14 protein-coding genes are annotated in these 12,567 nt (G+C 62.2%); 7 read left to right on the forward strand and 7 right to left on the reverse strand.

The genetic code is table 11. The features are described from left to right. The first annotated feature begins 8 nt into the window (after window positions 1-8). The 4 genes from NKK47_RS14695 (at window position 9) to NKK47_RS14710 (ending at window position 3,911) form a co-directional block, all read left to right on the forward strand. On the forward strand, window positions 9-755 hold the full coding sequence (locus NKK47_RS14695) for a sugar phosphate isomerase/epimerase family protein (RefSeq protein WP_352577432.1): 747 nt from the start codon (window positions 9-11) through the stop codon (window positions 753-755). Window positions 756-767: 12 nt separating this feature from the next. Next, window positions 768-1,916 (forward strand): Gfo/Idh/MocA family protein, encoded by a 1,149-nt coding sequence (locus NKK47_RS14700; RefSeq protein WP_352577433.1) that lies wholly within the window; start codon window positions 768-770, stop codon window positions 1,914-1,916. A 138-nt stretch (window positions 1,917-2,054) separates the two neighbouring features. After that, on the forward strand, window positions 2,055-3,101 hold the full coding sequence (gene mgrA, locus NKK47_RS14705) for an L-glyceraldehyde 3-phosphate reductase (protein ID WP_352577434.1): 1,047 nt from the start codon (window positions 2,055-2,057) through the stop codon (window positions 3,099-3,101). Between the two features lie 117 nt (window positions 3,102-3,218). After that, complete coding sequence (locus NKK47_RS14710; protein ID WP_352577435.1) at window positions 3,219-3,911, forward strand: molybdate ABC transporter substrate-binding protein; 693 nt, start codon at window positions 3,219-3,221, stop codon at window positions 3,909-3,911. Window positions 3,912-3,958: 47 nt separating this feature from the next. Here the strand turns inward: NKK47_RS14710 and NKK47_RS14715 are convergent, their stop codons facing one another. Further along, window positions 3,959-4,288, reverse strand: coding sequence for a DUF2934 domain-containing protein (locus NKK47_RS14715; protein ID WP_352577436.1), 330 nt, complete (start codon window positions 4,286-4,288; stop codon window positions 3,959-3,961). Window positions 4,289-4,478: 190 nt separating this feature from the next. On the opposite strand from NKK47_RS14715, the gene NKK47_RS14720 reads away from it, so the two are divergent. Next, complete coding sequence (locus NKK47_RS14720) at window positions 4,479-4,829, forward strand: hypothetical protein (RefSeq protein WP_023675228.1); 351 nt, start codon at window positions 4,479-4,481, stop codon at window positions 4,827-4,829. Window positions 4,830-4,896: 67 nt separating this feature from the next. Here NKK47_RS14720 and NKK47_RS14725 read toward each other — a convergent pair whose 3' ends face one another. Then, on the reverse strand, window positions 4,897-5,985 hold the full coding sequence (locus NKK47_RS14725; RefSeq protein ID WP_352568255.1) for a S1 family serine peptidase: 1,089 nt from the start codon (window positions 5,983-5,985) through the stop codon (window positions 4,897-4,899). 391 nt (window positions 5,986-6,376) lie between these two features. Between NKK47_RS14725 and NKK47_RS14730 the strand changes: the two genes are divergently transcribed. After that, a complete protein-coding gene (locus NKK47_RS14730; RefSeq protein ID WP_352577437.1) occupies window positions 6,377-7,459 on the forward strand; it encodes a trypsin-like serine peptidase in 1,083 nt (360 codons plus the stop codon). A gap of 84 nt (window positions 7,460-7,543) precedes the next feature. On the opposite strand, the gene NKK47_RS14735 is transcribed toward NKK47_RS14730, so the two are convergent. The 3 genes from NKK47_RS14735 to NKK47_RS14745 form a co-directional block, all read right to left on the reverse strand. After that, window positions 7,544-8,248: a DUF4760 domain-containing protein gene (locus NKK47_RS14735; RefSeq protein ID WP_352577438.1), complete on the reverse strand. Its 705-nt coding sequence runs from the start codon at window positions 8,246-8,248 to the stop codon at window positions 7,544-7,546. Further along, window positions 8,245-8,625 (reverse strand): hypothetical protein, encoded by a 381-nt coding sequence (locus NKK47_RS14740; RefSeq protein ID WP_352577439.1) that lies wholly within the window; start codon window positions 8,623-8,625, stop codon window positions 8,245-8,247. Before NKK47_RS14740 ends, NKK47_RS14735 begins: the two co-directional genes overlap by 4 nt. Before the next feature lie 102 nt (window positions 8,626-8,727). Continuing rightward, window positions 8,728-10,929 (reverse strand): caspase family protein, encoded by a 2,202-nt coding sequence (locus NKK47_RS14745; RefSeq protein WP_352577440.1) that lies wholly within the window; start codon window positions 10,927-10,929, stop codon window positions 8,728-8,730. A gap of 211 nt (window positions 10,930-11,140) precedes the next feature. On the opposite strand from NKK47_RS14745, the gene NKK47_RS14750 reads away from it, so the two are divergent. Continuing rightward, window positions 11,141-11,545 (forward strand): Fur family transcriptional regulator, encoded by a 405-nt coding sequence (locus NKK47_RS14750; RefSeq protein WP_023675234.1) that lies wholly within the window; start codon window positions 11,141-11,143, stop codon window positions 11,543-11,545. Between the two features lie 141 nt (window positions 11,546-11,686). On the opposite strand, the gene NKK47_RS14755 is transcribed toward NKK47_RS14750, so the two are convergent. Both NKK47_RS14755 and NKK47_RS14760 read right to left on the reverse strand, forming a co-directional pair. Continuing rightward, window positions 11,687-12,139, reverse strand: a complete 453-nt coding sequence (locus tag NKK47_RS14755; protein ID WP_352568251.1) for a hypothetical protein — start codon at window positions 12,137-12,139, stop codon at window positions 11,687-11,689. 94 nt (window positions 12,140-12,233) lie between these two features. Further along, the gene (locus NKK47_RS14760) at window positions 12,234-12,512 is read right to left on the reverse strand and encodes a type II toxin-antitoxin system RelE/ParE family toxin (RefSeq protein WP_352577441.1); all 279 of its coding nucleotides are present in this window, start codon (window positions 12,510-12,512) and stop codon (window positions 12,234-12,236) included. Window positions 12,513-12,567 lie beyond the last annotated feature (55 nt).

The following is a 12,567-nucleotide window of genomic DNA, read 5'->3' on the forward strand; positions in this document are numbered from 1 at the left end:
CAGAGACGATGAACTGGTCATTCCAACTTTACAGCGCCCGCAATTTCCAGCCCTGGGAGGGCGTGCTCAAGATGCTGGGGGAGCTTGGTTACAGCCAAGTCGAAGGGTTCGGCGGCGTCTATGACGATCCCAAGGCGTTCCGTGCCGAGCTCGACAAGAACGGGCTCGCCATGCCGACCGGGCATTTCTCGATCGACGCGCTCGAGACGGATTTCGACGGCGTGCGCAGGACGGCCGAGGCGCTCGGCATCACGCTGCTCATCTGCCCGTTCCTGAACGCCGAGTTCAGGCCGGCCGACACAGCCGGCTGGCGCGGCTTCGGCGAACGCCTGGCCAAGGTCGGCGAGACGGCCAGGAAAGCCGGCTATGGCTTTGCCTGGCACAACCATGATTTCGAGTTCAAGGCGCTTGCCGACGGCTCGGTGCCGCAGGACCATATCCTGTCCTCCGCGCCCGACATCGGCTGGGAGATGGACGTCGCCTGGGTGGTGCGCGGCGGCGTCGATCCGCTGCCCTGGATCGAGAAGCACGGCAAGCGCATCGTCGCCGTCCATGTCAAGGACTTGGCCAAGCCGGGCGAGGGCCTCGACGAGGACGGCTGGTCGGATGTCGGCCACGGCACCATCGACTGGCCCGGCCTGATCAAGGCGCTACGCGCCAAAAGCGCCGCAAAATACTACGTCATGGAACAGGACAATCCCAACGATATCGAGCGCTTCGCCCGCCGCTCGATCGCAGCCGCCAAGACCTATTAGGAGCACACCAGCATGGCAACAAAACTTGGCATCGGCGTCATCGGCTGCGGCAACATCTCTAAGGCGTATTTCTCGCTGGCGCCGCTGTTTCGCGGCATCGAGATGCGCGCCTGCGCCGACATCAACATGGAAGCGGCGAAAGCGCGGGCAAAAGAGTTCAAGCTGCGCGCCGAGACCGTCGAGGGGCTGCTCAAGGCCGACGATATCGACATCATCGTCAACCTGACCATTCCGGCGGTGCATTACGAGGTGTCGAAGCAGATCCTCGATGCCGGCAAGCACGTCTATTCGGAGAAGCCCTTCGTGCTGTCGGTCAAGGAAGGGCTCGACCTGAAAAAACGGGCGGAAAGCAAGGGGCTGCGCATCGGTTCGGCCCCCGACACCTTCCTCGGCGGCGCGCACCAGCTTGTCCGCGACCTGATCGACACCGGCAGGCTCGGCAGGATCACCAGCGGCACCTGTCATGTGATGAGCCATGGCATGGAGCATTGGCACCCCAATCCGGACTTCTTCTTCCAGCCGGGCGCCGGGCCGGTGCTCGATATCGGACCGTATTACATCACCAACCTGATCCAGCTGATCGGGCCGGTGAAGCAGGTCGCCGCCTTCGCTTCGATCCCGATGACGGAACGCATCATCAGCTCGAAGCCGCGCGCCGGCGAAAAGATCCCGGTCTCCACGCCGACGACGATCCACGGCGTGCTGGAATTCGAGAACGGCGCCATGGTGACGCTCAACACCAGCTGGGATGTCTGGAGCCATGGCCACGCGCCGATGGAACTCTATGGCGAGGCGGGCACGGTGTTCGTGCCGGATCCGAACTTCTTCGGCGGCGAAGTGCGCTACACCGAAGCCGCCAAACCGGTGAAGAAGCTGCCGAAATGGCCGCATCCGTTCGGCGTGCCCAACGAGATGCATTCGCAAGGCATGATGGCCAACTACCGCACCGCCGGCCTTGCCGACATGGCGATAGCGATTACCGAAGGCAGGCCGCACCGCTGCTCGATGGAACTGGCGCTGCATGCCGTCGACGTCATGACCGGCCTGTTGCGCTCGGGCGAGACCGGAAAGTTCGTTGCCATGCAGACCAGCTGCGAGCGGCCCGCGGCACTCGGCGTCAAGGCGGCGAAGGAGCTGCTGGCGAAGAAGAAAACGAAGTAGGCGGCGCACCTCCCAAGGACCGCAACAGCCTCTCCCCGTTTGCGCGGGGAGAGGCTAAGGGTGAGGCTGGAGCCGACTTGCCCGTCATCGCGTCGGCAGCCGTCGGGCGCGTTTCGATATGAGATATGAGGATTTCCCATGCCCTATGTCCCCGCCGAGAACCGCTACAAAAAGATGATCTACAATCGCTGCGGGCGCTCCGGCTTGAAGCTGCCGGCGATCTCGCTTGGGCTGTGGCACAATTTCGGCGACGACACGCCGCATAGAACCAAGCAGGCGATTACGCGCAAGGCCTTCGACCTCGGCATCACGCATTTCGACCTCGCCAACAATTACGGCCCGCCGCCCGGCTCGGCGGAGCGGGCGTTCGGCGAGATCCTGCGGAAGGACTTTGCCGGCTATCGCGACGAGCTGATCATCTCGACCAAGGCCGGCTACGAAATGTGGGCAGGGCCTTATGGAGAATGGGGCGGCCGCAAATATGTGCTGGCCAGCCTCGACCAGAGCCTGAAGCGGATGGGGCTCGACTATGTCGACATCTTCTATTCGCACCGCTTCGACCCTGACACCCCGCTGGAGGAGACGATGGGCGCGCTCGATCATGCGGTGCGCTCGGGCAAGGCGCTCTATGCCGGCATTTCCTCCTACAATTCCCAGCGAACACGCGAGGCCGCCGACATATTGAAGCAGCTCGGCACGCCTTGCGTGATCCATCAGCCGAGCTATTCGATGCTCAACCGCTGGGTCGAGGATGATGGCCTGCTCGATACGCTGGAGGGGCTTGGTGTCGGCTCGATCGTGTTCTCGCCGCTGGCGCAAGGCATGCTGACCGACAAATATCTCGGCGGCATCCCCGATGGCAGCCGCGCCAGCCAGGGCAAGTCGCTGCGCCCGGCATTCATCAACGACAAGTCCGTCGCCAATATCGAGGCGCTGAACGTCATCGCCCGTCGCCGCGGCCAGACGCTGGCGCAGATGGCGCTGGCCTGGGTGCTTCGCCGGGGCAGGGTGACGTCGGCGCTGATCGGCGCCAGCCGGCCGGAACAGGTCGAGGATTGCGTCGGCGCGCTTGAGGCGCTCGACTTCAGCGATGCCGAGCTCGCCGAGATCGACACCTTTGCCCGCGAGTCGGACATCAATCTCTGGGCGGCATCGGCCGAGCGCAAGGGGCCGCCGAGGAAGTAGGCGATGACGGCATCCGGTGGCCGAAGGGCGACGGCTTCCGGGACGCTGAGCATAGAATGGCCGGGCAGCTGGATGGGTATTGCAAGAAGGTCGTTTCGTCCGATTCGGGGTTAGGCGATGAATCAGGAAATCCGGCTTTTTGGCGCTATTGCGGTCCGCCCCGCCATCCTAGCTCTCATACCCCGGTTCGAAACCGCCACGGGATTCACAGTTGCGGTCAGGTGGGAGCTCAATCCGACAGTAAAGAAGCAGATTGAGGCTGGGGAAGCTTTTGACCTCGTCATCACCAATCCGAACCTGGTTCAGGATCTGGCCGCCTTGGGAAAGGTCAAGGCGGGGAGCCAGGTAGCGTTCGGCCGGATAGCAATGGGGGTGGCGGCCAAAGCTGGCAGTCGACCGCTCGACATCGGGTCCGTGGAAGCATTCGAACAGGCGTTGAAGAGCGCCAGATCGATCGCCTACGCCAGTGAAGGAACCAGCAGTGGCTACTTCTCCGGTTTGCTGGAACGTTTGGGGATAGCGGATGAGGTGAAGCCCAAGCTGGTGGCCATACCAGGAGGGCAGACAGCGCCGGCCGTGGGACGTGGGGAAGCCGAGTTGGGGGTCGTTCCCGTGACTTCGATTCTCGCGGCCGCTCCCGAGGTCATGCTTGTCGGTCGGTTTCCGGAAGAACTCCAGAGTTACGTTGACTTCGCCATTGGCATCAGCGCCGATTCAACGGACGCAGAAGCTGCCAAGCAGCTGTCGGAATTTCTGATGTCGGCAGCCGTTGATGACATCCTGGCGGCAAAGGGTGTCGAGCGCCGCTAAAAGCGTGCTTGATAAGCAGCGCTGGGAATCCCCTTCTCAAACACGCTCTAACCTTCGGCTGCCTTGAGGTTCCGCGCGGCTTCCTCGAGCGTCGCTCTGTCGTTGCCAAGCCTGTCGATCAGCTCTTGCGCCTGATCACCGGTTATCCCGGTGCGCATCGCCAGTGCCTCGACCGTCAGAACGTCGGAACTGGCGATCGTTCCAGTGGGACCGTGCTCGGCCGCGCCATCATCTGCCGGCACCGTTGTCGCGTCGTCGAGGTCAAGCTCATGTTTCGCCTGCTGCCAATGACGCTCATGTGCGCCGTGCGGGCGGCCCTCGCGCACCCAGATTTCATAGGCTCGCTGCCGAATTTTTTCATGCCGATCGTCGTCCATGGCGGTTCCTCCCTTGTGGCGTTTTCACCAACGCGGGGAGCGCCGGAACGATCCGATGTTGATGCCGAATTCGCAGACATGCCGGACAAAAGCCGGTTTCTCACCGAACAAACACCGGACATACGCGTTTTGCGGAGGAACCTGCACAGTGGGCCGGCCGTTGAGCCGAGCCTGAGCAAAGGAGATTACAATGGCCGACGAACCGAACGAATCCGCAGCACCGAAGATGACTCAACGTGAAGCTCAGGAAGCCCTGGAGAAGCAGGTCGCGCAGCTGAGGCGCGAGATCAACAAGATCAACCGAACCTTGGCCGAACGCGCGGAAGAGGCGATTGAGGACGCCGGCGATTGGTATGGCAACGCTGCTGAGCGCGCCTCGCGGACGGCACAAGCCCTGCGCAACAGGGCGCAGACAGTGTCCGGGGTTGTCCAGGAGAATCCCGGCACAATATCGTCCGCCTTCATACTCGGAGCGGCCGTAGGGGCGCTACTGGGCCTCGCCTTGGCCGCCACAGACCAGCGCCGCGATCGCTGGTTCTAGTCCCAACCTAAGGTTCCGGGCAGAAACGGCGGGATTGCTCCCGCCGTCATTCAGCAAATGACACCGGTCAGGGCGTGGCGGGCTTCTGCGCCGTGCCGAGGGCTTTGGGCGCTGCCGGCGCTGCCGTCTTCATCTTCTCTTCGATCCAGCCGGTGTAATTGGCCAGCCGCGTGTAGATGCCGTAGGCGTTCTTGTGGCCGCAGGCGGTGCTGCCGTCGGCCGGACCTTCGCCCCAGCTGACGACGCCGACCTGCACCGGGCCATCGGCGCCGGTCATGAATAGCGGTCCGCCGCTGTCGCCGTTGCAGGCGTCGCGCTCGCCGCTTGCGGTGCCGGCGCAGATCATGTTGCCGGTCAGCGGATCGGCCATGTCAGCTGCAATCGCGTTGGCGGCCGCCTCGATGCCCCTTTCCGAGTAACGCATGCGGCGGGCGAGCTCGCCGAGCGCTGCCTTCAAATCATGCGCATAAATCGCCTTGATGCCGCTGTTGCAGGTTGCGTTCGGCTGGAGGTCCAGGTCGGCGACCATCAGCGCGGTGGGAAACGCTCCGTCCTGCATCTTGCCCCAACCGGTGACCGTCGTCTTACCGGTGTCCGGTGTCGGCTCACGGGCAATTTTGATGGTCGGAGCATCGGCCGGCTCGGCCAGCCGGATCAAGCCGAGATCGTTGTCCAGCGTCTGCTCGCTATAGCCCTCGTTGACGATGATCTCCGCCGCCTTGTAGCGCTTGCCCTCGCTGAGATCGGTGGCGCCGGTGAGCACGGTGACCATATCAGGCGAAATCGGCTCGCCGTCGTCATTGAGGCAGTGCGCCGCCGTCAGCACCCATTGCGGCGCGATCAGGCTGCCGCCGCAGAACTGCGCATTCGCCTGCGAGGCCGGGCTTTTGTCCAGTCTGTTGGTGGTCAACAATGCCACCTGGAACGGGTAAGCGCCCTTCTCGGCCTCTTTGCCGCCGTAGACGCGATCGGCGCCGTCGGGGTTCTCCGCCTTGGCCTTGGCCCTGGCCTCGGCCACGCGTTTCATCGGCGAGATCGCCGCCTCCGGCCGCGCGGCCGCGTCCGTGGCATGAACGGAATTGACGGCCGGCAAGGCCGCCGCGATGCCGAGCAGTGCGGCGGCGGCAATCGGTCTGAACCTATGGATGATCTTCACCTCGAACCCCCTGAGACGATGTTCCCGACAGGTCAGTCGCCGACGCATGATCCACTGAAATGGAACCGGCCGGTGAGATCATGCTCCACGGCGAAGCATGATCCGTCACAAAGCCGAGCACCATTTCTGCTAGTCGTGCTGTCGAGCCAAACCCGCCCAAAATCCTATAGCCCCCCACGGGCTATGTGGAAGCAATTTGTCGTTGCCAATGTTGGATTATTTTAGGCAGTATACCGTTGCAGGCATTTTTGGCGGGGACCTAAACTGGCTGCACTGAATAATGGCCCGGTAAAGGCACCGGTAACCAATTTCATTTTTCTGCGCCACCACGATCTCGACAATATTTCTGTATCTTGATCCAGTCCTTGCTGACTTTTGGGAGAGTCTCACCATGACAAAACTGACATATAGCATTATTGCGTCCGCGTTGCTTTCCACCGCAATGTGGGCGGTTCCTGCCTTGGCAGCCGATCCAGGTTCCGCCAATGCCGGCAACGGCGAAAGCATGCGGGATGTGACATCGGGCGATTACAAGCCCGGCCGGGCGAAACCGATCGCCCTGCCGAAACTGACCGAGGACGAGGCCAACCGCGCCGCGCCGCTCACCGACGAAGCAACGGCCGTCAAATCCTATGGCATCGTCGGCCGCTCCGCCGATGGCAAGGACATCAAGATCGATCCGAACGAGACGCTGAAGGACCTTGTCATCAAGGAAATGAACGCGCCCGCCGAGGGACAGAAGTCCGAGAATTCCGGGCTGAGCGGAGGCGAAGAGGCCGGCCGCCAGGTGTTCGGGACGGACGACCGGGAGCAGATCAAGAATACCAAAACCTACCCGTTCACCGCGATCGGCTACCTCGAAGGCAAATCGAAAAGCGGCAGCTATGGCAGCTGTTCGGCAACACTGATCGGCCCGCGCACGGTGCTCACCGCGGCGCACTGCCTCTACAGCCACGAGGACAAGGCCTGGCTCGACGACATCCTGTTCGTGCCGGCTCTCAACGGCAAGACTGCCGACGACGCACCGTTCGGCGCCTTCACCTATGAAAGCGCCTATATCATCCAGGGCTTCATCGACAATTACCAGGGCTTTTACGGCTCGGTCGTGCCATGGGATCTCGGCATCGTCACCTTGAAGCAGGATGTCGGCACCAACCTCGGCTGGCTGGGCTATGCCAATTATGTGGATCTCGGCGATTTCACCGCCAACATCGTCGGCTATCCCGGCGACAAGCCAATGGGCACGATGTGGAAGGCGACCTGCGAAGTGCTCGCCGAACACATCGCCACCGAGTATTTCCAGTACGACTGCGACACGTATCCAGGATCGAGCGGCAGCTCGGTCTATGCCTACGACAATGGCTCCAAGCAGCGCGTCATCACCGGCGTGAACGTGGCCGAGAGCCCGGATGCCAACACAGCCGTGCGTCTGAACGCCATCAACGTCCAGTGGATCAACAGCCTGTACAAATAGGCCTGCAGAGTTTCCGCCGCGATCGTCGCGGAAAACCGGCCGGCGGCGGAGCATTTCCGTCGCCGGCTTTCGCATTTTCGGGAATTATCTGGACTGGGCCGAGGGTGGCGCCTGGCGGACATAGTTCTCGATCGGCTGGGCGAAAGTCGGTGAACCGGCCTTGCGTTCCTTGTCGATATAGCCGGCAAAATAGCTCCAGAACGAAGCGGCATAGTCGCGGAAATAGGAGTCGGCGACCTCACGCGAGCACAGCCTGCCTTCGACGCAGAAGGAAAGGCGGTTGAGGAAATAGACGATGCGGTCGAAATTGTCGCTGAACTCGGCAAGCGGCATGTCGCCGCCGGTTGCGCTCATCGCTTCGATGCCGATGCGCTGCCTGAACACCTGTTCCTCGGTCGGCGTCGGATTGGCACTGAGCAGATTGCCGTATTTGGCGTTGAGCGCCGCCAGGCGTTGCTTGAGGGCCCGTTGCGCCTGCTGGTAGTCCTTGCTTTCCCAGAGCTCGACCAGCGACATCGTCTGCTCGACGCGCTTCTGCTCCTGGTTCGCTAGGAACTGGTAGACCGAAAAGATCAAGGTGAAGATGATCGCCAGGCGCACCAGCAATCCGGACCAGGCATAGACGAGCATGCGCCAGTCGCGATCGGTGAACGGGTTCGCCTCCTTCTTGACCTCGTGATTGCTCACCCACGGCAGGCCTTCGACGGTTTCCGGCAGCGACACCGGCTTCTTTTGCGGTACCGGCGCCGTCACTACCTGCTGCGTTGCGTTGCCCCCCGCTTTCGTCATCCGCAGCTGTCCAGTTCTATGGTGGCGGACGGGTCGAGCACGATGCCCGGCGCCTCCAGCTTCTTCTTCAGGCAATCCAGCTGCGCCCGCGAAACGATGAACTGCACGTCAGGCGCCACCTGCGCCTTGCTCGGCGACGGCAATGGTTCGACCACGCCGCGTGAGGTGCAACTGCTGAGATCGACGACAACGGCGGCGTTGCCGGTTTTGGCGATCTGGTCGTACTGGTCGAGAAAGCAACTCGCCAGTTCGGAATTGATGACGACCTCCTTGGCGCAGAGGCCGCAAGCCTCGTCCGCCGAAGCATTCGCGGCCAGCAACAGCCCGGCGACAAGGCCGGCGGTTGTTGCGCGCCAAGAAAATACGATCCTGTTCACGAACGCCCTCATCCGTTCCGTTCGGCCGCCGACAGCGGCGGTCGAAGAATGTTCATTATCAGCCGATTAGGCAAGAGGCCCGGCCGGGCACCTGACCCCGCCTCAGGCGCGCGGCACCGTCTCCATCGGGAAGATCATCACGGCGCCCTTCGACCCCTTGTCGTCGGTCAGCCGCATGGCCGACCGCGTCGCCGGCGCCATGCCGATATCGGCCAGCATGTCGGCGAAGCTTGGCTGTCCCAGTCCGCGCGTTACCGAGACAACCCCCTCTTGCGCCAGGAAACTCAGATCCTGCTTCTCGCTCTGCGGCGGTGCTTCGGTCAAGACGGCGATCATCCGCTCCATGCCGAAGCTGGTGTCGGTGAATTTGAACAGGCCTTCCTCGAGCACGGCGCCTTCGGTCAGGCGCTCGGCAAGAAAATGCTGGATGGAATAGTCGGAGCCGACATAGAGCACGTTGATGTCGACCAGGTTGGTCGAACCGTTCCTGGCCAGCACGTGGACCTGATCGTCGGGCGAAACACGCGGCACCGTCGACGGTTCGATCGGCTGCAGCGTGTCGCTGTCAAAACGCTTGATCCGGAACTCGACGCTGACCTCTTCCGGCCGATAATCGGAAGCGGCGGCCAGCCTCGACAGTCCGATGGCGCGGAAGATTTTCGTCAGATTCCCTGCGGCGGCCTCGATCAATTTTTCGCGGCCGTCCGGATGAATGACGATCAACGGCGGCTTGCTGCCGCCCTTGAGCGTCATGTCGCCCGAAGCCGGCAGGAACCACAGCGCCGGCGCGTCGGTGGCATCTTCTGCGGCGCCGGCAATGGCGTTCTCGCGCAGCACTGCGAGACGCAGATCTGCGCTCCTGCCCGGCTCGACCAGCGCGATGTGGAACCCTGAGCTCTCCCTGGCCGCCAGTTCGTCGAGAACCGAGTTCGCCAGCGCGGCCTCTTTCTCGAGGCCTTTGGCCGCTGCCGGCCGCGCGACCACGAGCTTGTAGTCGACGGCGAGCTCGGCCAGCCGCGCATAGGCATTGGCGGGGATGTCGGCCAGCTTGAGCGCCGGCTTGCCGCCGAACTCGACCGGCTTGACCCGGCTTTCCAGGTTTTTCGCCGACTGCACCTGGAGATAGCCAAGCGCCTCGGACAGCGGCGACAGCGCCGACGGCAATATTGCGAGCCTGCTGCCCGGGGTGAGGCGATGCAGCAGTCCGGCGCCGATCGTGGCTTTGTCGTTCTCGATGACGATCGGCCATTGCATGACCGCGTCGGTCTTGTCGGTGCCGAAGACGCGGGCGTCGAGTTCCCCTTCGAACAGCGGCGTCGGCCGGGTGCGGCCGTCCGCCGAATATTGCTGCAGCACGGCCTGGCCGAGCTGGCGGTAGGTGATGTTGGGGTTCTCGGCCAGTTTCGACAGGATGGTGAAGGTGAACAGCCCGAAACGCGGTGCATCGGCCGTGCCCTTGGGCAGCGGCATCTCGGGCGTCGTCTCCACCGTCTGCGCCGCGTAGAAGGCGACCAATTTGCCCTTGGTGGTCGGCTCGGCGCCGGTCGGCGTCAGCTTGAAGGCCGGCTTGCGCTGCCCGTCCTCGTCAAAGCCGCGCGGCGCGGCCGACGCAATCTCGTCATAGGCTTTCACCGCAGCCGCCCTGGCAGCGTCGTCGCCGCCGACCAGATCGGCGAACTCGACCTTGCGTTCCAACTCGTCGTCGACCTCGGCGGCGCGCGTCGCAGTGCCGGAATGGCAGCAGTCGAACACGGCCCAGATAAAGGCGCCCTTGTCGCGAATAGCGTCGAGCGCGGTGCCGATCTCGTTGTCGACCAGCGCATTGGGCACGCCCTTTTCGCGGTTCACCCATTTGTCGATGTCGGACGGCAAGAAAATCTCGTCGAGGCCGTCCGTCTCGTCGCCCTTGTTCGCTGCCGGCTGCTGCGCGCCGTGACCGGACAAATGCAGGTAGACGAAATCGTCGCGCTGGACCTTGGCGGCAAGATCGGCCAACGCCGCCTTGATCGCCGCATGTGTCGGCGGTCCGTTGGCGCCTTCGACATCCTTGGCGAGCAGCGTGACGTTTTCGGCCAGGAATTTTACCGGCGCGGGCGTGTTCCCCAGGAGGTAATCGCGCACCAAGCCGGCATCGTTTTTCGGTCCGATCAGCCAGTTTTTCTTCGGCAGGTTCGGGTAATCGGTGCAGGCAACAAGCAGCGCATGGTAGGTGCGCGCCGCTGCGAATGCCCGAAACGGCACCAGGCCGGCAGCGACCAGCGCGGACGTGCCGGCAAGCAGCGTCCGCCGCGTCACTTTGATCATGATTGCTTCCCCAAGCCCGATCGAATTTCCAAGCACGGCCAGCCTGGCCGAGGATTTTGTCAGTATTTTGAATATGGCGCCGCCGGCCAGCCGACCACCGGCTGCGAATAGAAACAGTAGCAAAAATGGCAGTTCGTCGCTATCTCAGTGGAAGAGGTCCGACTGCTTGCGAAATGGCAGCGATCGGCACGGAGCGGCTTGGAACAGGATCATGGCGGCAAGGGATGTACTGACGAAGAACCAGCTTTGCGTTCTCGAGAAGCTCGAGGCCGCCAGCGGCCCGCTCAGCGCCTATACGTTGCTCGACCAACTGCGCGAGCGCGGTTTTCGCGCGCCGCTGCAGGTCTACCGGGCGCTCGACACGCTGGTGAAATCCGGCTTCGTGCACAGGCTCGAAAGCCTCAATTCCTTCGTCGCCTGTGCCGAGCCGCACGACCACAGCCATTCGATGACGGCGTTTGCCATCTGCGACACCTGCGGCCAGGTGACCGAGTTCTCCGACCACGATGTCGGACACCGGCTCGACGAATGGGTGCGTTCGACCGGCTTCGCCGCCAAGAAGGCGGTGATCGAGTTTCGTGGGACATGTGCGAAGTGTTTGGCTGAAGCGGCTTAGCAAGCCCGAAGGCAACACTTCGAAGGCGGCGGGGCAGTATTCACGCCTCGCTGGTGGGCTCACGATGGTTCCTATGGTTTGGCGATAGCCTCCATGAGGCGGAAGCCGCCAGTCAACAAACGACCCGTTGCAGACATTCGGCTATGAAAGTGCAGTCCAAACTACCCTCTCAAGATCGGGAGAGTAGCGTGCGATGATAGCCTGTTGATCATTTTCCTGCGTGAGAATTATCTGCTTCCCAGTAGCGTCACCGAGCAATCGCATAAAGCGGTCAAGGTGCTCAACCTCGGTTTTTCCGCTGACTTGCCTTGGATCGAAGTCGAACTCAATTTCGATAACGGTGAAGAAGTGACATGCAAGCTGAATTGGCCCGACGTAAAAAGACAGTAAGCTGCCTGTTTCGCTTTCCAGGGCCGCTTCGACGCCCAATGGCATCGACTCGATCTTGCCGGAGACACTGAAACTAGCAGGCGGGGTCCATTCCAGGAGGATGTTCCAGACGCCCTGCCAATCTGCCTCAGACGTGTTCAGAACGTAGATGTCTCGCCATGAGCCGTCCCAAGCGAAATCCGATGCTATCTGTTCCCAATTCATGCATGAATCATTCTTGATGACTGCGGTTCTAGCATGACATACGCCATGAGTGCTTTCCACAAATCCCAAGTCCGCTTTCCACCTAGTTTACGGCCTAGCCAACCGGCTTCTTTGAGGTATGCCGGATGTGCAGGATTTCGATTGCATCGGAACGGGCACGATAGAAAACCTTGTAGGGGTAGCGACCTATGAAGAGAACGCGAACGCCAGGAATATCGGTCGCGTGGCCACTTTCTGGAAATTCGGCAAGTCGCGAAATCCCAGCTTGGATCCGAGAAACAACTGAAAGGGCGCCCTGGGGCGCCCGCTCGTCGAGGTAGTTGAAAATCGCCTCGCGTTCGGCAAAGGCCTGCCGCGTAAATCGGACCTTCATAGTCTGCGGCGGGTGTCTGCCGCGCGAACCGTATCCTCATCTACGAAAGTGCCGT

The organism is Mesorhizobium sp. M0019 (assembly GCF_040323975.1).
In the GTDB taxonomy this organism is placed as follows: domain Bacteria; phylum Pseudomonadota; class Alphaproteobacteria; order Rhizobiales; family Rhizobiaceae; genus Mesorhizobium.